Origin of the sequence: Acidovorax sp. 100 (genome assembly GCF_003688355.1) — a bacterium.
GTDB classification, from domain to species: domain Bacteria; phylum Pseudomonadota; class Gammaproteobacteria; order Burkholderiales; family Burkholderiaceae_C; genus Acidovorax; species Acidovorax delafieldii.
Genome location: NZ_REFD01000001.1, coordinates 122,501 through 145,714, shown reverse-complemented (window position 1 = coordinate 145,714; position 23,214 = coordinate 122,501). Strand labels below are relative to the sequence as shown.

24 protein-coding genes are annotated in these 23,214 nt (G+C 60.9%); 20 read left to right on the top strand and 4 right to left on the bottom strand.

All coding sequences use genetic code 11. From position 1 onward, the window contains the following. Positions 1-130: 130 nt before the first annotated feature. From fliF to fliR, 13 genes are all read left to right on the top strand, one after another. Positions 131-1,825: a flagellar basal-body MS-ring/collar protein FliF gene (gene fliF / locus C8C96_RS00670; protein WP_121943808.1), complete on the top strand. Its 1,695-nt coding sequence runs from the start codon at positions 131-133 to the stop codon at positions 1,823-1,825. 42 nt (positions 1,826-1,867) lie between these two features. Further along, positions 1,868-2,863 carry a flagellar motor switch protein FliG gene (fliG, locus tag C8C96_RS00665; RefSeq protein WP_056065732.1) on the top strand — a complete coding sequence of 332 codons (996 nt, stop codon included), beginning with the start codon at positions 1,868-1,870 and terminating at the stop codon, positions 2,861-2,863. Next, positions 2,850-3,590 (top strand): flagellar assembly protein FliH, encoded by a 741-nt coding sequence (locus C8C96_RS00660; RefSeq protein ID WP_121943807.1) that lies wholly within the window; start codon positions 2,850-2,852, stop codon positions 3,588-3,590. The genes fliG and C8C96_RS00660 overlap by 14 nt, the downstream gene beginning before the upstream one ends. Further along, on the top strand, positions 3,574-4,968 hold the full coding sequence (gene fliI, locus C8C96_RS00655; protein ID WP_099729183.1) for a flagellar protein export ATPase FliI: 1,395 nt from the start codon (positions 3,574-3,576) through the stop codon (positions 4,966-4,968). Before C8C96_RS00660 ends, fliI begins: the two co-directional genes overlap by 17 nt. Before the next feature lie 21 nt (positions 4,969-4,989). Then, positions 4,990-5,439 carry a flagellar export protein FliJ gene (locus C8C96_RS00650; RefSeq protein WP_121941106.1) on the top strand — a complete coding sequence of 150 codons (450 nt, stop codon included), beginning with the start codon at positions 4,990-4,992 and terminating at the stop codon, positions 5,437-5,439. Between the two features lie 785 nt (positions 5,440-6,224). Then, positions 6,225-6,836, top strand: coding sequence for a flagellar hook-length control protein FliK (locus C8C96_RS00645; RefSeq protein ID WP_233584125.1), 612 nt, complete (start codon positions 6,225-6,227; stop codon positions 6,834-6,836). 195 nt (positions 6,837-7,031) lie between these two features. Beyond that, positions 7,032-7,628 (top strand): flagellar basal body-associated protein FliL, encoded by a 597-nt coding sequence (gene fliL / locus C8C96_RS00640; RefSeq protein ID WP_056748047.1) that lies wholly within the window; start codon positions 7,032-7,034, stop codon positions 7,626-7,628. Positions 7,629-7,650: 22 nt separating this feature from the next. After that, entirely contained in the window at positions 7,651-8,655 is a 1,005-nt protein-coding gene (gene fliM, locus C8C96_RS00635; protein WP_056065744.1) for a flagellar motor switch protein FliM, read from the top strand. Continuing rightward, positions 8,645-9,085, top strand: a complete 441-nt coding sequence (gene fliN / locus C8C96_RS00630; protein WP_015015804.1) for a flagellar motor switch protein FliN — start codon at positions 8,645-8,647, stop codon at positions 9,083-9,085. The genes fliM and fliN overlap by 11 nt, the downstream gene beginning before the upstream one ends. A 7-nt stretch (positions 9,086-9,092) precedes the next feature. Then, a complete protein-coding gene (locus tag C8C96_RS00625) occupies positions 9,093-9,458 on the top strand; it encodes a flagellar biosynthetic protein FliO (protein ID WP_116748056.1) in 366 nt (121 codons plus the stop codon). After that, entirely contained in the window at positions 9,451-10,242 is a 792-nt protein-coding gene (fliP, locus tag C8C96_RS00620; RefSeq protein WP_233584124.1) for a flagellar type III secretion system pore protein FliP, read from the top strand. The genes C8C96_RS00625 and fliP overlap by 8 nt, the downstream gene beginning before the upstream one ends. An 11-nt stretch (positions 10,243-10,253) precedes the next feature. Further along, entirely contained in the window at positions 10,254-10,523 is a 270-nt protein-coding gene (fliQ, locus tag C8C96_RS00615; RefSeq protein WP_015015801.1) for a flagellar biosynthesis protein FliQ, read from the top strand. Positions 10,524-10,648: 125 nt separating this feature from the next. Continuing rightward, positions 10,649-11,419, top strand: coding sequence for a flagellar biosynthetic protein FliR (gene fliR, locus C8C96_RS00610; RefSeq protein ID WP_121941104.1), 771 nt, complete (start codon positions 10,649-10,651; stop codon positions 11,417-11,419). Between the two features lie 9 nt (positions 11,420-11,428). Here fliR and C8C96_RS00605 read toward each other — a convergent pair whose 3' ends face one another. Next, on the bottom strand, positions 11,429-12,058 hold the full coding sequence (locus C8C96_RS00605; protein ID WP_056065755.1) for a response regulator transcription factor: 630 nt from the start codon (positions 12,056-12,058) through the stop codon (positions 11,429-11,431). Beyond that, on the bottom strand, positions 12,055-13,164 hold the full coding sequence (locus tag C8C96_RS00600; RefSeq protein WP_121941103.1) for an ATP-binding protein: 1,110 nt from the start codon (positions 13,162-13,164) through the stop codon (positions 12,055-12,057). The genes C8C96_RS00605 and C8C96_RS00600 overlap by 4 nt, the downstream gene beginning before the upstream one ends. 188 nt (positions 13,165-13,352) lie before the next feature. Here C8C96_RS00600 and C8C96_RS00595 point away from each other — a divergent pair, with 188 nt between their 5' ends. The 7 genes from C8C96_RS00595 (at position 13,353) to C8C96_RS00565 (ending at position 19,851) form a co-directional block, all read left to right on the top strand. After that, positions 13,353-13,799: a hypothetical protein gene (locus C8C96_RS00595; protein ID WP_056065760.1), complete on the top strand. Its 447-nt coding sequence runs from the start codon at positions 13,353-13,355 to the stop codon at positions 13,797-13,799. Positions 13,800-13,848: 49 nt separating this feature from the next. Beyond that, positions 13,849-14,211 carry a response regulator gene (locus C8C96_RS00590; protein ID WP_015015796.1) on the top strand — a complete coding sequence of 121 codons (363 nt, stop codon included), beginning with the start codon at positions 13,849-13,851 and terminating at the stop codon, positions 14,209-14,211. Between the two features lie 40 nt (positions 14,212-14,251). Next, positions 14,252-16,396 carry a chemotaxis protein CheA gene (locus C8C96_RS00585; RefSeq protein ID WP_121941102.1) on the top strand — a complete coding sequence of 715 codons (2,145 nt, stop codon included), beginning with the start codon at positions 14,252-14,254 and terminating at the stop codon, positions 16,394-16,396. Positions 16,397-16,451: 55 nt separating this feature from the next. Next, complete coding sequence (locus tag C8C96_RS00580; protein WP_015015794.1) at positions 16,452-16,940, top strand: chemotaxis protein CheW; 489 nt, start codon at positions 16,452-16,454, stop codon at positions 16,938-16,940. 103 nt (positions 16,941-17,043) lie between these two features. Beyond that, positions 17,044-17,949 carry a CheR family methyltransferase gene (locus tag C8C96_RS00575; RefSeq protein WP_121941101.1) on the top strand — a complete coding sequence of 302 codons (906 nt, stop codon included), beginning with the start codon at positions 17,044-17,046 and terminating at the stop codon, positions 17,947-17,949. A gap of 30 nt (positions 17,950-17,979) precedes the next feature. Further along, positions 17,980-18,729, top strand: a complete 750-nt coding sequence (cheD, locus tag C8C96_RS00570; protein WP_056748055.1) for a chemoreceptor glutamine deamidase CheD — start codon at positions 17,980-17,982, stop codon at positions 18,727-18,729. A 15-nt stretch (positions 18,730-18,744) separates the two neighbouring features. Then, on the top strand, positions 18,745-19,851 hold the full coding sequence (locus C8C96_RS00565) for a chemotaxis response regulator protein-glutamate methylesterase (RefSeq protein ID WP_121941100.1): 1,107 nt from the start codon (positions 18,745-18,747) through the stop codon (positions 19,849-19,851). A gap of 80 nt (positions 19,852-19,931) precedes the next feature. On the opposite strand, the gene C8C96_RS00560 is transcribed toward C8C96_RS00565, so the two are convergent. Together C8C96_RS00560 and ribD are read right to left on the bottom strand one after the other, a co-directional pair. Continuing rightward, positions 19,932-21,833 carry an ATP-binding cassette domain-containing protein gene (locus C8C96_RS00560; protein WP_121941099.1) on the bottom strand — a complete coding sequence of 634 codons (1,902 nt, stop codon included), beginning with the start codon at positions 21,831-21,833 and terminating at the stop codon, positions 19,932-19,934. A gap of 125 nt (positions 21,834-21,958) precedes the next feature. After that, positions 21,959-23,056: a bifunctional diaminohydroxyphosphoribosylaminopyrimidine deaminase/5-amino-6-(5-phosphoribosylamino)uracil reductase RibD gene (gene ribD / locus C8C96_RS00555; protein WP_121941098.1), complete on the bottom strand. Its 1,098-nt coding sequence runs from the start codon at positions 23,054-23,056 to the stop codon at positions 21,959-21,961. Positions 23,057-23,214 lie beyond the last annotated feature (158 nt).

The window sequence follows — 23,214 nt, the reverse complement described above, 5'->3', positions numbered from 1 at the left end:
CCGGCCCAGGATGCATCGCTCTGAATAGATGGCCAAACGGACGGCTTATCCAGCGAACATTTTGGGGGCGTGACCGAATAATGGACCCCACGCTAGGTCTGTTGCAGGGCCTGCTTTAATGGAAAGCAAGATGTCTGCTGTTGCTGAAGTCCCTCTCAATCCGCTCCCGACGCCGGCCAGTCCCAACTGGCTGCAGCGGCTGTCCGCCCTCGACCGGGCGCAGCGCATGCGGCTGGGTGCGGGCGTGGCGCTGCTGGTGGCTGCTGCCGTTGCGGCCGTCGTGATGGGGCGCCAACCCGACTACCGGGTACTGTTTTCCAATCTGGGCGACAAGGATGGCGGAGCCGTGGTGGCACAGCTCTCCCAAATGAATGTGCCCTACAAGTATTCCGAGGGTGGCGGCGCCATCCTGATTCCAGCGGAGCGCGTGCATGACGTGCGTCTGCGACTGGCCACTCAGGGCCTGCCCAAGGGCTCCGTCGCAGGTTTTGAGCTGATGGAGTCCAACAAATTCGGGATGACGCAGTTTCAGGAGCGTCTGAACTTCCAGCGGGGGCTGGAGGGGGAGCTCACCCGGTCCATTCAAGCCTTGTCGTCCGTGCAAAGTGCCCGTGTGCACCTGGCCTTGCCCAACCAGAACGGATTTTTCCGTGAGCAGCAAAAGCCTTCGGCCTCGGTACTGGTGAGCCTGCACCCCGGCCGTATTCTGGACCGTGCCCAACTCGCGGGCATCGTGCATCTGGTGGCTTCCAGCGTGCCGGAACTGGCGCCGTCGGCCGTGAGTGTGCTGGATGACACGGGCAAGCTGCTGTCCCAATCTCCCGACAGCACGGCCGGTGCTGAAATCAATGCCCAGCAGCTCTTGTATGTGCAGCAGCTGGAGCAGCAGTATTCGCGCCGCATCATGGACATTCTGGAGCCCGTGGTCGGCCGTGACAACGTCAAGGCACAGGTGACGGCTGAGGTGGACTTCTCCCAGACCGAGTCCACGTCCGAGCAATTCCGCCCCAACCAGACGCCAGACTCCAGCGCCGTACGCAGCCAGCAGGTGCTGGAAAGCCGGGGCAGCGCGACGAAGACCGCCACGGGTGTGCCCGGTGCGGTTGCCAACCAGCCTCCCGCTCCGTCTGCAGCGCCCATCAATGGCGCCAACCCTGCACCCAACGCGGGCGGCCAACAGGGGACTGAGGAACAGTCCAACAAGCGCGAGTCCACCACCAACTATGAAGTGGACAAGACGGTGAAAGTGGTCCGTGGCAGTACGGGCGCAGTCAAGCGGCTGAGTGCTGCGGTCGTGGTCAACTACCAGTCGGCCGAGGACAAGGGCAAGACCGTGACCAAGGCGCTGACGCCCGAGCAGATCGAGCAGATGACGGCGCTGGTGCGTGAAACCATTGGCTTCAACCGCGAACGCGGTGATTCGGTGAATCTGATGAATACGCCGTTCCAGGTGACTGCAGTGCCCACCACAGACACCCCGCTGTGGAAGCAGCCTGAGGTGGTTGATCTGGCCAAGACCTTTGCCTGGCCGGTAGGTGCGGTTCTGTTTGCTGCCCTGGTGCTGATGGGGCTGGTGCGTCCTGCGCTCAGGGGCACAGCGCCGGCCAAGGCCAGTGCCGTCAAGCCGGTGGCAGGTGGGCAACTGGACGCGCTGGAGGCGGAGACACCCGAGCGCCCGGCATTGGCAGCGCCCGCCCGCAAGGACGAAGTGTTGCCCGCGACCCCCGAGCAGCTGCGCCTGGAAGATGCGCGCACGCTGGCCAAGGAGAATCCGGTCGCGGTCGCCAATATTCTCAAGACCTGGCTGAACGGCGAGCCCGTTTAGTCGCCGCTACCGCTACCGCTACCGATTGCACGGACCACGACCATGGACGACCAAGGACTCCACGATGCCGCCATCATGCTGATGTCCCTCGGCGAGGAAGAGGCGGCTGAGGTGTTCAAGCATTTCTCGCCCAAAGAGGTGCAGAAGCTGGGCGAGACCATCGCGCGCATGCGCTCGGTGTCGCGCGAAAAGGTGGACGAGGTCATCAACAAATTCTCCAACGCGGCCGCAGCGCAAAGCCTGTTGGTATCCGACACCGGCAATTACGTGCGCGCTGTGCTCAAGCGCGCGCTCGGCGATGACAAGGCGGGACTGCTGATCGACCGTATCTTGCAGGGCGGAGATGTCTCGGGCATTGAGAGTCTCAAGTGGATGGATCCGTTGTCAGTGGCTGAACTGCTGCGTAACGAGCACCCGCAGATCGTTGCTGCCATCCTGGTACATCTGGACAGCGACCAGGCCTCGGGCATCCTGATGCACCTGACGGATCGCCAGCGTAGCGAAATTCTGTTGCGTGTGGCTACGCTCGAAGGTATCCAGCCGACGGCCCTCAAGGACCTGAACGAAGTGCTTTTCAAGGTGCTGGCGGGCGGGGACAAGATCCGCAAGAGTTCGCTGGGCGGTGTCAAGGCTGCCGCAGAGATCATCAACTTGCTGGGCGGCAACATGGACGCCGTGGTGCTTGAATCCATCCGGGGCTACGACCCTGACCTGGCGCAGAAGATCATGGACAAGATGTTCGTGTTCGAGGATGTTCTCAAGCTGGACGACAAGGCCATTCAAACGGTACTCAAGGAAGTGGCATCCGAAACCCTCATCGTGGCTCTCAAGGGCGCAGTGCCCGAACTGCGCGAAAAATTCCTCTCCAACATGTCTTCTCGTGCGGCCGACGCGCTGCGCGAAGACCTCGAATCGCGCGGCCCGATGCGGCTGTCCGAGGTCGAGGCGCAGCAGAAGGAAATCCTCAAGACGGTGCGTCGCCTGTCTGACGAAGGCCAGATCGTGATCGGAGGCGGTGGTGATGATGCCTTCGTCTAACCAGCGGTCCTATTCGCGGTTCATTCCCAGCGAGGAAGTCGGTGACTTCAAGCAGTGGAAGTTTGCCGCGGTCGACGGCTCCGATCTGGTCGAGCCAGAGCCTGAGCCGGAACCTGTGGCGGAGCTGCCCGCCGAGCTGGATGAAGCGGCACAGCAGGCGCTTGTCCAGCAGGCTTGCGACGATGCGTATGCAGAGGGCTTTGCCCAAGGGCAGGCGCAGACGGCGCTCGAGTGGCAGCGCCGCATGGATGAATACATTGCCCAGCAGGGACAAGAGGCGGCACAGCGCATGCAAAGCGTGCTGCAGACACTGGAAGCCAGCCTGATCGACATGCAGCAGCACATGGCGCAGCAGGTGCTGGAGCTGGCGTGTGACATCGCGCGCCAGGTGGTGCGCCAGGAACTGTCGGTCAATCCCAATGCCTTGTTGCCGGTGGTGCGGGAGGCCGTGGGCATGCTGGTCACTGAGGGGCGGCCCGCCACCGTCCGGCTGAATCAGGAGGATATGGAGGCCATGGCCCAGCCTCTGCGCGAAGAGATCAACGCGCCTGGCGTGCAGTGGATGGCGGATGCCGCTGTGCCTGCTGGCGGCTGCATGGTGGAGTCGGCGGGCACGGTCGTTGATGGCAGCATCGACAAACGGTGGCAGCGTGCCATTGCGTCGCTGGGGCTGCAGTCACCCTGGGACGACGAGACGCTTGGGGATGGCGATGACCGTCGACCTTGACTCTGCCTGGACCCGCTTCATGGACGACGCGCGCGAGCGCGTGGCCGAAGGCGCGCCGTTGGAGACGCGGGGTACGCTGACCCGACTGACGGGACTGGTGCTGGAGGCGGTGGGGATCCGCGTGCCTGTGGGGTCGCAGTGCATGGTGCAAATGCCAGGGCACGCGCCGGTGTTGGCTGAGGTCGTCGGGTTTTCTGCCGACCGTGCGTTTTTGATGCCGGCGGGCGATATCCATGGGCTGTCCAGTGGCGCGAGTGTGGTGCCGGCTGCGCCATATATCCCCATGCCTCGCTTGGGCGAGCCTCCACGGCCCGTACAACGCGCCGGGGTGCTTCGTTTGCCCATGGGCGACGGCTTGTTGGGTCGCGTGGTGGATGCGCAAGGCCTGCCCCTCGACCATGGTGGACCGGTGCAGGATGTCGTGTCGGAGCCCATGGGGCGGCGGCAGATCAATGCCATGGATCGGGATCCGGTGCGTGAGCCCTTGGATACTGGCGTGCGCGCCATCAATGCCTTGCTGACCGTGGGGCGGGGTCAGCGTCTGGGGCTGTTTGCAGGCTCCGGGGTGGGTAAGAGTGTGCTGCTGGGCATGATGGCACGCTACACCCAGGCCGATGTGATTGTGGTGGGGCTCATTGGGGAGCGGGGGCGCGAAGTCAAGGAGTTTGTGGAAGACATCTTGGGCGAGGAAGGCCGCGCACGGTCCGTGGTGGTGGCTGCACCTGCCGACGCGCCGCCGTTGTTGCGCATGCAGGGGGCGGCCTACGCGACTGCGGTGGCGGAGCATTTTCGCGACAAAGGGCAGCATGTGCTGCTGCTCATGGATTCACTGACCCGCTATGCAATGGCGCAGCGGGAAATTGCCCTGGCCATCGGCGAACCGCCAGCAACCAAAGGGTATCCGCCGTCCTGTTTTGCAAAGCTGCCGCAGCTGGTCGAGCGCAGCGGCAACGGCCTGCATGGCGTCGGCTCGATCACGGCGTTTTATACGGTGCTATCGGAAGGTGATGACCAGCAGGACCCGATCGCGGATGCTGCCCGTGCCATTCTGGATGGGCACATTGTGTTGTCACGTGCCCTGGCTGAGACCGGGCATTTCCCGGCCATCGACATTGAGCAATCGGCATCGCGGGTGATGCACAACGTGGTGTCTCGCGGGCATTTTGACCTGGCGCGGCGGTTTCGTGCGGTGTATTCGCGCTACCAGAAGAGCCGGGACCTGGTGCAGGTGGGGGCCTATATGAGCGGCTCCGACCCAGCATTGGACGAGGCTATCCGCCTGCAGCCACAGATGGCGGGTTTTCTGCAGCAGGACATGTACGAGGCGGCCTCCATGGACCACAGCGTAGCCGCCATGGCGGCGGTGCTGGACCATTGACGGCGGACAAGGGAAGCCATCATGTCCAACCTTAGCGCCCTCTCTGTCGCCGTCGAAGTGGCCTCTCGCAAGCGGGACGATGCCCGCAAGGTGCTGCAGGACACGCTGGCTGCCGAGCAGGCAGCGCGTGCCCAGCTCGATCAGCTGGAAGACTACGCCCGTGAAACCGAGTCGCGCTGGGGCATGAAGGCAGATACGGCCATGCAGCCCGAAGTGATGTACCACCACTACCACTTCATGGACAGGCTGGGTCATGCGGCCAGCATCCAGACCAGTGTGGTGGGTGACCAGTCTGCGCGGGTGCAAGCTGCCCAGCGTGCTCTGTTAGATGCGGAGCTGCGTTTGGCCAGTCTGCGCAAGGTGGTAGACAAGCGACGCAACGACCTCGCCCTGCAGCAACAGCGCAGGGACCAAAAACAGACCGATGAACGCGCCGCGCTGCAGTATCGCAACGCGGGCCAGGAGAATTGAACATGGAACCGACCAAAGTAGCCTCCTCGCAGGGTACCCAGCCCGCCCACACGACTCGTGCCAAGTCATCGGCCCAGCCTGCTGCCACAGACGCTAGCGATCCTGCGGCTGGGGGTGGTTTTTTGGCTTTGCTGGCGGCGTTGGGGGGGGGGGCAGAGGAGAGTACGCTGAGCGATACTTCGGGTGATACTCTTTTATCGTCAGTGGACAACGGCACTGATGCAGCGTCATTGTCTGCGGCAGACACTTCTGCCGTGGCCGCATGGCAAGGCCTGTTTGCTCCAACACAAAGCCGGAATGAGCTTGGAACGTTCAACGGACAGACTGCCTTGGGAGCCTCCCAGCCCTCCAACCCGGGTTTCGGGGGCATCGCAGCAGTGGGACAGTCAGGTGCGCAAGGGTCTATGGTTTCCCTGGGAACTGCGCTCAACGACATGTTGCTGGGAGGCATCCCTCAAGGTTTGGTTGCCGAGACGGCGAAGCTGGATGCGTCCGCCGATCTCAAAGAGGGGTCTTCGCAAGGGGCCTTGACCGGCTTCGGACGTAACTTTTCGCGTATGCAGAGCGCTAGCGCTCAACGAGGCAGTGGCATGGGTGCGGTCGATGCACCCATGGGCTCACCCACGCTGGGGGACTCTGCTGCGCGTTCCAACGCCGTGCATGGTTTCTCCGCCACACTGGTCGCCTCCGCCGGAGCGCGGGCTTCCGCAGGCGTGAGTGCTGACGTTACCTTCGATCGGTCAAGGCTTGCACAGTCAAATCCTGCCGCGGGTACGGAGGCGGCAGTGCCTCTCGCCGACGGTCTGCTGGCTTCTGCTGGGGCGTTACATGCTTCAGAGTCATCGGCTGGCGGGCGTTCCAATGGCGATGGCGATGGCGATGGCGATGGCGCTGGGGCTGGCGGCGCCTGGTCTGAAGGTGCGTCAGGGGGAGGGGCTGTTGAGTCTGGCAACTTCACCGATGCAACGGTCTTTGCAGACCCCAACGCTTTGGGTGCAGAAGAGCAGGTGGCCGAGCAGGTGGCCTACTGGGTGAACCAGAAGACCCAGAACGCGGAGTTGACGCTGCAGCGTGATGGTCAGCCGGTGGAGGTGTCTGTGTCTTTGTCGGGCAACGAAGCGCACGTGTCATTCCGCAGCGACCAGCAGCAGACGCGGGAGCTGCTGGACCAGAGCATGGCGCAGTTGAGTGATCTGTTGCGCAGTGAGGGTTTGGTGTTGTCAGGCATGTCGGTGGGCACATCGGCACGCGACAGTGCCGGTGGTGGCGAGGCGGGGCAGCAGCGGCCCCGCGACGGAGCACGCCAGGCGCAGGTGATATCTGCCGCGCCTGCGGGCACGGCCTCACTGGCGCGCGGTGGTGGGGCCACAGACCGGGCCGTGGATGTCTTCGTCTGATTCTGCGGGGTGATGTGGGCGGTCGGTAGTTCTGCTTCCGTCTCCGCAGCCCAGGCGAGCGCGGTGAATGCCATGGTTTTGGGCTTTTATTCTGGCTATTATTGGTTACACCTCCGACCCATAATGGGCTAACAGGTTGTGCTTTCACTTTGATAGCGTCTGTTCTGCCTGTTCCCTACCGCAAGGAATTCCATTGTGTCAGCCAATACTCCCGCAGCAGCCGCACCCGCTAAAAGCAAGAAGATGCTGTTGATCATCATCGGCGTGGTGGTGGCTGTGCTGGTGATCGGAGGGGGCGCAGCAGCATGGTTCATCTCCAGTCGGTCGCATGCCGCTGAGGACGAAGAGGGCGGCGGTGCACCTGCGGCTCACAAGGAGGCGCCTAAGGTAGCCCCCACCTTCCTGCCCCTGGAAAACATGGTGGTCAATCTGGCTGATCCTGGCGGTGATCGCTTTGCCCAGATCGGCATTACGTTGGAGCTGGAGGATGCAAAGACTGCAGAACAGGTCAAGCAGTACCTGCCGTCGATCCGCAGTGGAATCCTGATGCTGGTGTCGCAACGCACGTCCACGGAGCTGCTGCAGCGCGAGGGCAAGGAAAAGCTCGCTACCGACGTCTTGCGCGAGGTCTCGCGCCCTCTGGGCTACTCGGTGCCGTCAGAGCGTGAGCGTGCAAAGGCAGCCGCTGCCGCTGAGCAGGACGGAGATGCAGAGGAACGCCCCGCCGCGCGCAAGCGCACAGAGCGCAATCCTGTGCGCAAGGTGCTCTTTTCGAGCTTCATCATCCAATGAGCCAGCCGGGTAAGGACCAGCCATGAGTGATTCATTTCTTTCGCAGGAAGAGGTTGATGCCCTTCTGGAAGGGGTCACTGGCGAGAGCCAGAAGTCCGTTGAGGAAGTGGCTGAGGCGGGGTCGGTACGCAATTACGACATCTCCAGCCAGGAGCGCATCGTCCGTGGCCGCATGCCGACGATGGAAATCGTCAACGAGCGGTTTGCACGCAACTTCCGCATTGGGCTCTTCAATTTTATCCGCCGCAGTCCTGAAATTTCGGTGGGGACGGTGTCGGTGCAACGCTACAGTGCTTTCCTGCGAGAGCTGGCGGTGCCGACGAACTTCAACATCGTGGCGATCCGCCCCCTGCGAGGCAGCGGACTCATCGTCTGTGAGCCTTCGCTGGTCTTCGGCATCATTGACACCCTCTATGGCGGGGTCGGTAAGTTCCAGACCCGCATTGAGGGGCGTGATTTTTCGCCTACCGAGCAGCGTGTCATCAACCGGCTCGTAGATGTGATCTGCGCGGAGTACAAGAAGGCGTGGCAGGGGATCTATCCGCTGGAGCTGGAATACCAGCGCTCGGAAATGCAACCCCAGTTCGCCAACATTGCTACGCCCAGCGAGATCGTGGTTTCCACGGCCTTTCAGCTGGAAATTGGCGACCTGTCGGGCGCCATCCATATATGCATGCCTTATGCAACGCTGGAGCCGATCCGCGATGTACTGTATTCGTCCACGCAGGGCGATTCCATTGAGGTGGACCGCCGCTGGGTGAATGTGCTCAAGCGTGAAATCCAATCCGCGGAGGTTACGCTGGTGGCGGAGCTGGCGAAGGCCGATGCCACTGTGGAGCAACTGCTGGCCATGAAGCCGGGTGACTTCATCGAACTGGACCGCGAGCCCCGTATCCGTGCATCGATCGGAGGGGTTCCCATTTTTGAATGCCAGTATGGAACCCACAATTCCAAGTACGCCATCCGCATTGAAGAGTGCCTGCGCACTTCGGACATGAGTTGGCTGGGAGAGAAGAATGGCAACTGAAGAAGACAACAAGGACGCAGGCGCGGATGACCCGTTTGCGGGTTGGGCCGAGGCGCTTGAAGAGCAGAAGCGGACGGACGAAAAACCGGCGGACGCAGAGCAGGGAGGGCCACTTTCCGGCGAGCCCGTGCGACCATTTTCCGGTGCTGCGGGCGGTGATACCGTCAACGACATCAACATGGTGCTGGACATTCCGGTGCAGCTGTCGGTGGAGTTGGGGCGCACCAAAGTGCCCATCAAGTACATCCTTCAACTGGCACAAGGTTCGGTGGTGGAGCTGGATGCACTGGCAGGCGAGCCCATGGATGTGCTGGTTAATGGCTACCTTATCGCCCAAGGCGAAGTGGTGGTGGTCAATGACAAGTTTGGTATCCGCCTGACCGATGTAGTCACGCCGTCGGAACGTTTGCGGCGGGTGAGCCGTGGATAGTGGGAGCATGACCCAGACGCTGCTGGTCGTGGTGCTTTTTGTGGGCGCCATGGCTTTGCTTCCCTGGGCTGTGCGCCGGCTGCAGCAGCGCCAGTCCTCCGGGACGCTGGCTGCCGGGGTGGCGTCACGCGTGGTGTCTGCAGTGGCCGTCGGCCCACAACAGAAGGTAGTGACGGTGGAAGTCGGCCCTGAACATGCGCGTACTTGGCTGGTGCTGGGCGTCACCGCTCAACAGGTCAGTTGCCTCCACGTGCTACCAGTGGCGGCCAAGGGGGCTGGGGACGCCGTGAACGTTTCACTCCCGACAGAACCATCGTTTGCTCACGAGATGCGAGCTGCGTCCGCTGATTCTGGAAAGCCCGCGCATGTCTGAGCACGCATCCTTGCTTCCAGGGCGCGTAGCGCGGACAGCTGGGCGTGCTTTGCCTTGGGCCGTCGCTGTTGCCACCGTGGTGGCGCATGGCTCCGCTTGGGCTCAAAGTCCGGGCGCATTGCCACTGGTGGTGGGCAGTGGACCATCTGGCGCCAGCTACTCGGTACCCATTCAGACACTGCTGTTTTTCACGGCGTTGTCTTTTTTGCCCGCTGTGCTACTGATGATGACGGGCTTTACACGGATTGTGATTGTGCTGTCCTTGCTGCGTCAGGCCTTGGGGACGCAGTCGGCTCCTCCCAACCAGGTCATCATCGGTCTGTCACTGTTCCTGACCTTTTTTGTCATGGGCCCGACGCTGGACCGTGTGTACCAGGACGCTTACGTTCCCTATACCAACAACACCATCAGCTTCGAACAGGCGCTGGACAGGGCAGAGGCGCCGATGCGCAGCTTCATGCTCAAGCAGACGCGGCAATCTGACTTTGCGCTGTTTTCCAGGCTGGCACGTCTTGATCCCAAAGTGACGGCTGAGACGGCGCCCATCCGTGTGCTGGTGCCGGCCTTTGTGACCAGCGAGCTCAAATCGGCGTTTCAGATCGGGTTCATGATTTTCATCCCGTTTCTTGTCATCGACATGGTGGTGTCCAGCATCCTCATGTCCCTGGGCATGATGATGTTGTCCCCGGTGTTGGTGGCATTGCCGTTCAAGCTGATGCTGTTTGTGCTGGCAGACGGCTGGAACCTGCTGATCGGCTCATTGGCCGCCAGCTTCGTCACCTAGAGGATTCCGCCATGACTTCACAAATGGTGCTGACCATTGGGCGTGACGCCCTCACTCTGCTGCTGATGATTTCCATGCCAGTGCTGGGGGTGGTCATGGCGGTGGGCTTGTTGGTCAGTATTTTTCAGGCTGTCACGCAGATACATGAAGCAACGCTGGCGTTTGTGCCCAAGCTGATTGCGGCCATGGTCGTTTTTGCGATTGCTGGGCCCTGGATGCTCAGTACCCTGGTGGACTTCATCCGCCGGACAATCGAATCGATCCCGTCGATGATTGGATAGCACATGCCAATCTGGGCACTTGGCGGCCTCAGGACAATGCTGGGCTGCTGGAGTCAGCGACGAGTACTGGGGGCGGCCGTGCCTTGGCCGTCAATGCACCCAGGCCTCGTCGGTGGAGGAGGGGCGTGATCACCTTCTCCGACGCTCAGATCATGGCGTGGCTGTCTCCCATTCTGTGGCCCTTTTTGCGCGTGCTGGCATTGTTTTCCGTGGCCCCAGTGTTCTCCATGCGGGTCGTGCCCATGCGCGTAAAAATCGGTCTCGCTTTCCTTGTGGCTTTGTGTGCGCAAGGTGTTCTGGGTGAGCAGCCTGTCATCAGCGTGAACGGCCGTGAGGCGCTGGGCACGGTGGCGCAGCAGGTGGCAGTGGGGCTGGCGATCGGGTTTTCGGTTCGCCTGGTGTTCACAGCCGTTGAGCTGGCTGGTGAAATCATTGGCCTGCAGATGGGGCTCAACTTTGCATCGTTCTTTGACCCCACCTCCAACGGTCAGATCAGCGCTGTGGCCCGGTTTTTTGGCCACATGTCCATGCTGCTCTTCATTGTCATCAATGGCCATTTGTTGATATTGATGGCCGTGGTCAAAAGTTTTGACCGCTTTCCAGTCGATGGAAATTTTCTGCAGGCGTTGGGACAGATGCGGTTGTATGAGTTGGGTGCTTCGCTCTTTTCCAGTGCGCTCTGGATTGCCATGCCCATGATTGCGCTGCTGCTCTTCGTCAACCTGACCATGGGCATCATCTCGCGTGTGGCGCCGCAAATGAATATCTATGCGGTGGGTTTCCCGGTCACGCTCACGGTGGGGATGCTGGGCATAGCAGCAACGTTGCCGATGCTGGAGCAACCGGTGTTGGCGTTGATGCAACAAGCCGTGGATCTGTTCTCTGTTGGCAGGTAGGGCCGTTACTTACACCAGTTGGTTGCGGATGGCGTAAACGGTGAGTTCAGCATTGTTCGAAAGCTTCAATTTTTCGAGAACCCGTGAGCGGTACACACTCACGGTTTTGGGACTCAGCATCAATTCGTCGGCAATGTCAGACAGGCGCCGGCCCGATGCAATCTTGACCAGGGTTTGCAGCTCTCGTTCGGAGAGCGCCGCATGGGGCACCTCCGGCGTGGGTTGAGCCAGGCTGTCCGCAAGCATCTGGGCCACTTCGGCAGTGAGGTACTTGCGCCCCTGCATCACCGTGCGCACTGCCGCAATCAGCTCCACCGGATCGCCGGCCTTGTTGGCGTAGCCTTGGGCTCCCGCCTTGAGGCAGCGCAGCGCGTATTGATCCTCGGGGTACATCGAAACCACCAGCACCCGGATGGTCGAGTGGGTCTCGCGCAGGCTGGCCAGTACTTCCAGGCCGCTGCGTCCGGGCATGTTCAGGTCCAGCAGCAGCACATCACAGGCAGCCGTGCGCAGAACTTCACGCAGCTCAGAATACCCGCCCGCTTCGCCGGTCACCTGAATGTCCGGTGCTTCGGCGAGTGTGTCGCGAATGCCGCGCCGCAATACGGCATGGTCGTCGCACAAGACGACATGGATCACTGGGCATCTCCTGGAGCGGATGTGGAAGGAGATGGTAACGGGACGGACAGAATGACCGACGTGCCCTTGCCCGGCCGACTGCTGATGTCCAGCCATCCCCCTACGGTGCGTGCACGCTCTTGAAGGCCCTTGAGGCCGAAGGCTTTTGGTTTGTCGCGAACTGTGGAATCCATGCCACGGCCATTGTCCGCGACCTCCAGGGTCAGTACCCCTTCCTTGTCAGACAGTTCAATGTCCACCTTGCTGGGCTGCGCGTGCTTGGAGATATTGGTCAATGCTTCTTGAGCAGTACGGTATGCCACCAATTGAATGTCGGTGGGTATATCGATGGTTTCGCTGCTGCTCTGCATCCTTGTGGTGATGCCCGTCCTGCGCTCAAAGCCCGTGGCCAGCCACTGGACAGCCGCCACCAGCCCTTGTTCCAGGATGGGTGGGCGCAGGTTCATCATGATGCGCTGGCTGGCGCCAATCGCGTGTTGCAGCATGTCCACCGCAGAGGTGGCATGCTCTTGCATGGCAGGATCGGTACTGTGGCGCCCTATCCAGGCTACGTCAAAGCGTACTGCGGTCAGTGCGCCACCAATGTCGTCGTGGATCTCGCGAGCGATGGCGGCCCGCTCATGCTCGATGGAGGTCTGCAGATGCTCTGCCAACTCGGCCAAGCGGCGTTGCGACGTGGCCAGCTCGGCAATAGCCTGCTCGCGCGCGTTGCGTGCTTCGTGCACTTCCAGGGTGCGGGCAATTACATGCGGGAGGCGCTGGATATCGTCCTTGAGCAGATAGTCCGCTACCCCGAGCCGCATCGCGTCAACCGCTGCGGGCTCGCCAATGGCACCTGAAAGCAGCACAAAAGGTGGGTGATGCGGTTTTTGCGCCACATGGGCCCAGGCATCCAATGCGGTGAAGCCTGGCAGGCGGTAATCTGCCAGGATGATGTCAAAGCGGCCGGTGTCCGTCAGTCTTTGGAATTCAGAAAGGGTGTCAACCCGCTGGAGGTGGCAACGGAGCCCTGATCGACGCAACGCACGCGCTGCCAATTCGTGATCGGCCGGTGAATCTTCAAGATGGAGGATTTCAAGGGTCTGGTCTGGTGTTGCAGGGCCCATAGGAGCGCTATCATAGGATACAAATTGGAACAAACAAGGGTGTTTGTCCGGTTGGGATGGTTTGTGCGTCAGCGTCCAATGGGCGCGGATGCTCCGGTTTGCTCGGGGGCCTTGGCTGGTTACTGATGCAAGTATCGTAGTCCTGTGTATTTGCGTGTTTTGCTGCTACGTGCTGCGATGGAGAAACGATGCAATCTACGCTAACAACGCCTGGAGGACCTGCTGTCCAGGTTCCCGTCATGGTGGCGGCAGAGCTGCAGGACTCTTTGTTGGTCGTGATGCACGACTTGCACCGCCTGGAAGGCTTGCTGAACCACGCCACCGACAACCTGCTGGAACGGTTTGGAGAGGCAAACGCCATGTTGACAGATGCTGTAGTGGCGGACTCCCCGGAGTTGGTGGCCGCGCGTACGGCGTTGCGCAGCGCAGTGACTGAGTTGCAGTTCCAGGACATGGCCTCCCAACTGATATGGCACACCACCAAGGTGCTGCAGGGCTGTGCCTTCCGGCTGGCCTCGGAAGCCATGGGGCATGAAGAAGGTGAAGATGCCGCGCCCTTTGCGGAGATGGCGCCCGACAGGCCGAACCCTGTCACCCAAAGCGAGATGGATGCAGGTTCTGTGGACCTGTTTTGACGTTCACATCACTGGTTACCTTATATATTCAAGTCAGTTGGAGCCATACATGCAATCGATCCTTGCCGTTGATGATTCACCTTCCATGCGCAAAATGGTGTCGTTCACCCTTACTGGTGCCGGCTATCACGTCGTGGAGGCAGTGGATGGGCAAGATGCCCTCGAAAAGGCTGAGACGCACAACATTGACCTGGTGCTGGCAGACCAGAACATGCCACGTCTTGATGGCATTGGCCTGACCCGCAAACTGCGCGAGCATCCCAAATTCAAGACCATTCCCATCCTGATCCTGACGACAGAGTCGAGCGATCAAATGAAGCAGGCGGGCCGCACAGCGGGTGCCACGGGATGGCTGGTAAAACCTTTTGATCCGAATCGCCTGATCGAAGTCATCCAGAAAGTGATCCGCTGAGCCGGGTTGACTGAGATCATTTAGTACACAGGAGCCCACCATGGCGGAAACCTACCAAGAAGGATCAGGTGCAGGCGCTGACTTCGACCTCAGCCAGTTCTATCAGATCTTTTTCGAGGAAGCGGGTGAGAACCTCGACCAGATGGAGCAGATGCTCCTGAATCTGGACCTGAGCAGTGCCAACGACGAAGAGCTCAACGGCATCTTCCGCTGCGCTCACTCGATCAAGGGAGGTTCTGCCACCTTCGGGTTTTCTGACGTGGCCGAGCTGACCCATCAGATGGAGTCCCTGCTTGATCGTCTGCGCCGCCATGAGCTGCAGCCCATCCCTCAGATGGTGGACGTTCTCCTGGAGTCTGCGGATGCTTCGCGCAGCCTGCTGGCACGGCATCAGGCGGGTGGACAAGGTGAGGCGGTTTCCACCACCTCCCTGGTTCGCCGAATCAGCGACCTGGCGGCAGGCTTGGTGCCCGGCGATGCTTCACCTGTGGTCGCAGCGCCGCCTCCTCCTGCACCCGCGCCGGTGGCAGCAGCCCCGGCTCCTGCGCCCAAGGTTTCCGCGCCTGTTGTGCCAGGGCAGGCGCGGCAGCTGGAAATCCAGATCGGGCCACTGGACCGCCCCGAGCAGGCCGACGCGATCAAAGAATTGTTCCGAGACATTCCCGGTTTGGGGGCGATCCGCGATGTCCCGGGCAGCCAGGCCAATACGCGGGTCTTTGCGGTGGAAACGACGTCCACCAACGATGATCTGCTGGACCTGTTTGCGTTCCATGTTTCCAAGGACCAGGTGCTGATTCGTGATGCTGCCGCTTCTGGTGACGCTGCCGCCGCAGATGCGGACGACGAGCCCGTGGTTGCCGTGGATACCTCCGGGGGCGAAGCGCCTTATGGATTCTTCAACGGCGCACCCGGAGCGCCCCATGGTGAAGCTGCGGCGGCTGCCCATGCGCCTGTCGCGCAAGCTCCCAAAGCTGCGCCCAAGGCGAGCGCCGAGCCCAAGGTGGCGATGCAGGCGCAGATGGAGTCCACCACCATCCGCGTGGATGTGAAGAAGGTCGATCAACTGATCAACCTGGTGGGTGAGTTGGTGATTACGCAGGCCATGTTGGCGCAGAACAGCCGGGGCCTTGATGCTGGGGCCTACCAGCAATTGCTGGCTGGGTTGGCAGATCTGGATCGCAACACGCGCGACCTCCAAGAGTCGGTGATGTCGATCCGCATGATTCCAATGTCCATCGTTTTCAGCCGCTTCCCGCGCATGCTGCGCGATCTGGCGAACAAGCTGGGCAAGAAGGTGGAGCTGGTGACCCTGGGTGAAGCCACCGAACTGGACAAGGGCTTGGTCGAAAAGATCACCGACCCGTTGACCCACTTGGTGCGTAACAGCTGCGACCACGGTATCGAAATGCCTGCCGATCGTCTTGCCAAGGGCAAATCCGAGCACGGCACCATCACCTTGTCGGCGTCGCACCAAGGTGGGTCGATCGTGATCGAGGTGCGTGATGATGGTCGTGGCCTGTCGCGCGAGAAGATCCTCAGCAAGGCCCAGGAGCGCGGCATCGAGGTGTCCGATCAGATGAGCGATGCCGATGTCTGGCAGCTGATTTTTGCTCCAGGCTTTTCCACGGCCGATGAGGTGACCGATGTGTCAGGCCGTGGGGTCGGCATGGACGTGGTCAAACGCAATATCGCAGCGCTCAATGGCTCGGTAGAGATCGATTCTGCAGAGGGCTACGGCATGAAGGTGTCCGTTCGCCTACCGCTGACGCTCGCCATCATGGATGGTATGTCGGTGGGGGTGGGCGAAGAGGTTTACATCCTTCCCCTGTCGTCGGTGGTGGAATCGTTCCAGGTCAATGCGGACGATGTCAGCACCGTGGCGCAAGGCTCGCAGCTGGTCAAGGTGCGCGACGAATACATGCCTGTCATCGCGCTGGAGAAGATCTTCCAGGTTCCGCGCTTTGACCTCAACAAATCCAGCAACATCATGGTGGTGGTCGAGGCTGACGGAAGCCGTGTGGCCTTGCTGGTGGATGAGTTGCTCGGTCAGCACCAGGTGGTCGTCAAGAATCTGGAATCGAACTATCGCAAGGTGCCCAATGTGTCGGGCGCCACCATTTTGGGTGACGGCACCGTGGCCTTGATTTTGGACACGGGTGGCTTGGTGCGTCGGGCGCGCCACTAGATACAGGTGCGGGCGCCCCTGGGGGCGCTGCGCCGCCATGAAAGGAGAATGCACCATGAGTGTGATCGGTAAAACTGCAGACGCTGCACCAACGGGTGCTCGTGAATATCTGACGTTCCGCCTCGACCAGGAAGAGTACGGCATCGACATCCTGAAGGTGCAGGAAATCCGGGGCTACGAACCTCCCACCCGCATTGCGAACGCGCCAGACTTCATCAAGGGCGTGGTCAATTTGCGCGGCACGATTGTTCCCATCGTGGACATGCGCATCAAGTTCAACTGTGCGCAAGCAGATTACAACAGTTTCACTGTGGTCATCATCCTCAACCTGCGCAACCGTGTGGTGGGCATTGTGGTGGATTCGGTGAGCGATGTGATGGAGTTGACACCAGAGAGCATCCGTTCGGCCCCTGATATCGAGAGTGCGATCGACAACAGCTGCATCTTGGGCTTGGGGTCCGTGGGCGAGCGCATGCTGATCCTGCTGGATATTGAAAAGCTCATGTCCAGCGTGGACATGGGCCTGGTGACCGCCAACGAATAAGGCGTAGCAGTCAGCAGCCAGTGGTGGCGCAGGCGCATGTCAGGCTGTGAGCTGTGCTCGCAGACCTTTTGGAGCGAACAGGACTTCCCCTCGGACGATCAATATGGCCCAAACCACCAGTGCTTCGGCGTCAGTCCGGTCAGGCCCAGCCAGGGTAGATCCTGCGTATGCCGCAGCCGCAGCGCCCTCTGGCCCTCTGGCCCAGGGGCGAGAATTTGTCTGGACCAATGCAGACTTTGCCCGTGTGCAGGCGCTGATCTATCAGCGCGCTGGCATCAGCTTGCATGATGGCAAACACGCCATGGTCTACAGCCGCCTGTCGCGGCGGCTGCGCGACACGGGGCACACCAGCTTTCACGACTACCTGAGCTGGCTGGAGAACCATGACGGGCCGGAGTGGCAGGAGTTCGTGAATGCGCTGACCACCAACCTCACGGCATTCTTTCGCGAGCAGCATCATTTCGAGATTTTCGCGTCGCACCTGCGCTCCAAGCCATCCGCCAACTGGCGGGTCTGGTGCAACGCGGCCTCCACGGGTGAAGAGCCTTACTCCATCGTGATCACCGCGTTGGAGGCGCTCGGCGCCAACGTCTCTTTCAAGTTGACAGCCAGCGACATTGATTCGCGCGTGCTGGCCACCGCGGCGCAGGGCGTGTACCGGCTCGACAGCGTCAAGGGCTTGAGCCCCGAGCGCTTGCAGAAATTTTTTCTCAAAGGCAAAGGCGGGAACGCGGGCATGGTCCGTGCCAAGCCGGAGTTGCGGCGCGCCATCGACTTCATGAGTGTGAATCTCATCCGCGACGATTGGCCATTCAAGGAGCCCTTTGACGTGGTTTTCTGCCGTAATGTGATGATTTACTTTGATGCCCCTACACAGCGGCGCGTGCTGGAAAGAATCCACCGCGTGCTCAAGCCGGGTGGCATGTTGTTTGTGGGGCACGCCGAGAACTTCAGCGAGTCCAAAGACCTGTTCACCCTGCGTGGCAAGACGGTGTACGAGCGCCGCTGACCTGTCCATGTTGTCCTGCACATTGCAATCATGACCAACATTCAAACAGGTTCATCCCCTTCCAATGCTGCTGCTGTGCCCGGCAGTTCCGAAAGGCGCCGCGCTCCGCGTATTGCGCCGCTGAGCGCCGATATCTACAGCTCTGGCAACGGGCCCGCGCGCGAGTCGTCGCTGCAGGAGCTCAAGGCCCGCAGCCGCAAGCCAGGAGAGGCCTCGTTTTTTTACCTTGATCACCACTTCCAGCACAACGCGGTGAAGGTGCTGCCTGGTGAGTATTTCGTGTCGGATGAGAACATGGTCATCATGACCGTGCTCGGCTCGTGCATCGCTGCCTGCCTGTGGGACAGCCGCGCACGTGTGGGAGGAATGAACCATTTCATGCTGCCGGACGGCGATCTGGCGGACGCATCCGGGCGTTATGGTTCCTACGCGATGGAGCTGTTGATCAATGAAATGCTCAAGCTCGGTGCACGCCGTGAAACCATGCAGGCCAAGATTTTTGGTGGGGCCCAGGTGATGCACAACTTCACCACCATGAATGTGGGTGAGCGCAACACGAATTTTGTGTTGAACTATTTGCACACTGAGCGCATTCCTATCGTCTCCGAGGACGTGCTGGACATCTATCCGCGCAAAGTGGTTTTCTTTCCAGTGACCGGCAAAGCGATGGTGAAACGGTTGGCGCATGCCCATCCCGAAGCCCTCGTGGCCCAGGAGGTTCGTGGCAACGCGGCCACTGTTGCCAAGACCACGTCGGGTGGTTCTGTGGATCTGTTTTGATAAAGGTTTGAGTTAATGAGCAGGAAAATCCGGGTGATCGTGGTGGACGATTCGGCGCTGGTCCGTAGTCTGCTGTCAGAGATCATCAACCGCCAGCGGGACATGGAGTGCATTGGCACGGCCAACGACCCTCTGGTGGCGCGCGAGATGATTCGCGAATTGGATCCGGATGTCATCACCCTGGACGTTGAAATGCCACGCATGGACGGCATTGATTTTCTGGGGCGCTTGATGCGTCTGCGGCCCACTCCGGTAGTGATGATCTCCACGCTGACCGAGCGTGGTGCGGAGGTCACCATGAAGGCCTTGGAGTTGGGCGCCGTCGACTTTGTGGCGAAACCGCGTGTGGGGCTGGCCAGTGGGCTCAACGATTTGGCGGCGCAGATTGTGGACAAGATCCGCGTTGCTGCCGTGGCGCAAGTGCGCCGCGCCCCTGTGCGTGATGCAGGCCCAGCCGCCAGCGTTGTGGGGGGTACTCCTGTGCACCACGCCGTACCCGCAGCGGGCCTGCTGGGGCGCCTTTCCACCGAAAAGCTCATCTGCATTGGGGCGTCCACCGGTGGTACCGAAGCCATCAAGGAGGTGCTGGTCCAGATGCCTGCGGATTCGCCCGCGATCGTTATCACCCAGCACATGCCTCCCGGGTTCACTACCAGTTTTGCGGCCCGTTTGAACGGGTTGTGCCAGATCACCGTCAAGGAGGCGGTGAATGGCGAGCGCATTCTGCCCGGCCATGCCTACATCGCACCGGGCGGCACACAGTTCCATGTGGCGCGCAGTGGCGCCAACTATGTGGCGGTGGTGGACGATGGCCCTCCGGTCAATCGCCACAAGCCCTCGGTCGAGGTACTCTTCAAGTCCGCGGCGGCAGTGGTGGGGCGCAACGCGTTTGGCATCATGCTCACGGGCATGGGCAACGATGGCGCTGTTGCCATGCGGGAGATGAAAGACGCCGGCAGCTACAACTATGTGCAGGATGAGGCGACCTGCATCGTGTTTGGCATGCCGCGGGAAGCCATTGCCCACGGTGCCGCCGACGAGGTGCTGCCGCTGGGGCAGATTGCCCCTGCCTTGATTGCCCGGTTGCGCGGAACAACGGACCGCCTGCACCACCGGATTTAAGGGCGATTACCGAGCCCTGGCGGCGGGCCTTCACCATGTGTGCCCCCGCCAGAGCATCGCGCCATGAACCGGTTTGGCGCCTATTCAGAGAGTGCTGTCCAGCGCTCCAACGCGGTCATCAGCTCCTCGTCGATGGCGGCTGCTCGGCTTGTCATGGCCGCCGCGCGGGTGGGGTCAGTCCCAAAGAGTGAGCCGTCGGCCAGTGCGTCTTGAAGGGATTTCTGTTCCGTCTCTAGCGCACTGATCAGGCCAGGCAGTTGATCCAGTTCGCGCTGCTCTTTGTAACTAAGCTTCTTTTTTGATAGCTGTGCAGGCTTATTTAATGTGCGCTCCGGCGTGCTTTGGTTGGAAACTTCCGGTGTGGGTGGTTTGGAGGACGTTGCAGCAGCAGCTTGCAGTGACCGACTGCGCTTGGATTGGAGCAACCAGTCTTGGACGCCGCCTTCGTACTCGCGCCACAGGCCGTTGCCTTCAAAAGCGAGTGTGCTGGTCACCACGTTGTCGAGAAAGGTGCGGTCATGGCTGACCAGGAACACCGTGCCTTCGTAGTTTTCGAGCAATTCCTCCAGCAGGTCTAAGGTGTCAATGTCCAGGTCGTTCGTGGGCTCATCCAGCACCAGGACATTGGCCGGTCGAGCGAACAGCCGGGCAAGCAGCAGGCGGTTGCGTTCCCCGCCGGACAGCGACCGCACTGGGGAGTGCGCGCGCGCGGGGGAGAACAGAAAATCGCTCAGATAGCTCTTGACGTGTTTGCGCTGATTGCCGATCTCGATCCATTCGCTGCCAGGGCTGATGAAGTCTTCCAATGTGGCGTCGAGGTTGACGGCGTGGCGCATCTGGTCAAAGTAGGCTACTTGCAGGTTCGCTCCCTGCCGGATGGTGCCCTTGTCGGCCTGCAGTTCGCCCAAGATCATCTTCAGCAGCGTGGTTTTACCGGCGCCGTTCGGGCCGATCAGGCCCACTTTGTCCCCGCGCAGTATCGTCCCGGAAAAATTGTGAACGATGGTTTTGTCGCCGAAGGCTTTGCTCACTCCTTGCAGTTCCGCCACGATCTTGCCTTGGTAGCCGTTGGAGCTTCCGGTGGCGACATCCATGCGCACACTGCCAACGACCTCACGGCGAGCCTCCCGCCGGGCGCGTAGCTGCTCCAAGCGGCTGATACGGCTCTGGCTGCGGGTGCGGCGCGCTTCCACACCACGCCGAATCCAGATTTCTTCTTGTGCCAGGAGCTTGTCGGCCTTGGCGGCGATCACTGCCTCCTGCGCCAACTGCTCTTCTTTCTGAATCTGGTATTGAGCAAAGTTGCCGGGGTACGAGCGCAATTGACCGCGGTCCAGCTCCACGATGCGGGTGGCCACACGGTCAAGGAACGACCGATCGTGGGTGATGGTCACGACGCTGCCCGGAAAGTCCAGCAGCAGGTCTTCCAGCCACTCGATGGAGTCCAGATCCAGGTGGTTGGTGGGTTCGTCCAGCAGCAACACGTCAGGGCGTGCTACCAGCGCCTGCGCCAGCGCCACGCGTTTTTTGGTGCCGCCAGAGAGTGCTCCGACCACGGCTTCCGGGTCGAGATGCAACCTCTGCAGGGTTTCTTCGACACGCTGCTCCCAGTTCCAGGCGTCGTAGGCCTCGATCTCCGATTGCAATGCATCCAGATCCAGTCCGTCCGCTCCCGAGAGGTATTGATCGCGGATAGCGATCACGCGTTGCAGGCCTTCGGAGGCTGCCTTGAAAATGGTGGCATCGGGGTCTAACGTCGGCTCCTGTGCGACGAAGGCAATGCGTACCCCCTGCTGAACTTGCAAAGAGCCATCATCCGGCTTGGCAAGTCCTCCCAGGATTTTGAGTAGGGAAGACTTTCCCGCGCCATTGCGGCCAATCAGGCCCACCCGCTCAGCGGTCTCCAGGGAAAAGCCGGCGTGATCCAGCAGTGCAACATGCCCAAATGCGAGTTGGGCGTCCAGTAAGGTGATAAGTGCCATAGAGCGGGATTATCCGTGTCGCGCTCTGGCGGGATTTTTTGCGCCAGTCACATGATGGAGTGACAGCCGGTCGGGCGTAACTTTGATTGGCGGAAAATTCCGCGATCAGTTACGCAGCGATTTCTTCAGAACCTGTCGCGCCCCTGCAAGCGTGCAAGGACGCGCAGGTCTTCCCCGATCCTGTCTACCGTATGGAAGCTGAGGGCATGTGCCTCGGCAAGTGTCGCCAAGGGAGCTATCTGGGCCAATCCCATGCCCTCGCCCATCAGCTTGGGCGCGAGATAGACCAGTAGTTCATCGACCAGTCCTTCGCGCAGCAGCGAACCATTGAGCTTGTAACCTGCTTCCACGTGCAGTTCATTGATCTCCCTGCGCCCGAGGTCTTGCACCATCGCGGGTAAGTCCACCTTGCCGGCACTATTCGGCATTGTGATCACGGTGGCGCCAAGGGCTTCGAGCGCGCTGCGTTTTTTCTCGTGTGCAAAGGCTGTATAGATATAGACCGACCGGTTCGCTGCGAAAAGCAAGGCATCCAGAGGAACAGCTAGCTCACTATCCACCAAAACGAGTGAGGGTTGCCGATCGGTGGGTACATCCCGCACATCCAGTCGTGGGTTATCTGCGAGTACGGTCCCAATGCCGGTCAACACCGCGCAAGCCCTTGCGCGCCATGCATGTCCGTCGGTACGAGCGGCGGGACCGGTGATCCATTGGCTTGCTCCATTGGGCAAGGCGGTCACACCGTCGAGCGAGGCAGCTGCTTTCATGCGGACCCAGGGCGTTTTTCGAATCATCCGACTGAAAAATCCCAGGTTCAGCTCCCTGGATGCTTCCGCCCGTTGCCCTACCTCTACAGCTACCCCCGCCGCACGCAGGCGCGCAAACCCATTGCCCGCCACTGCGGGGTTGGGGTCGGCAATCGATGCGACGACCTTGGCGATACCTGCCTTAATGAGTGCATCGCAGCAAGGACCCGTACGTCCGTGGTGTGAGCAAGGTTCTAGCGTGACGTAGGCGGTAGCACCTTGAGGGGAATAGCCCCTCTGCTCTGTGTCGCGTAGAGCCATCACCTCCGCATGTGGCCCCCCCGCGCGCTGGGTGGACCCCTGGCCAATGATGGTGCCGTCGTGGTCGACGAGCACGCAGCCCACGCGGGGGTTGGGCGATGTCCTGTAGAGAGCCTCATGGGCAAGATCCAATGCCGCCTTGGTGTAATCCGTCATGGTTGGTGTCGATGAAAAAGCGACTGGTACGGGTTGTAGTCACAGCAGCTTACGCGACGTTCGCGAGATGGCTGTTGACGCAACGCGTATGGAGACCGCCAGAAAGAGCGTGGCTTTCCTGTTCCTGGATGCCCTGGAGGCAGCGGTGGCGGGCGTGC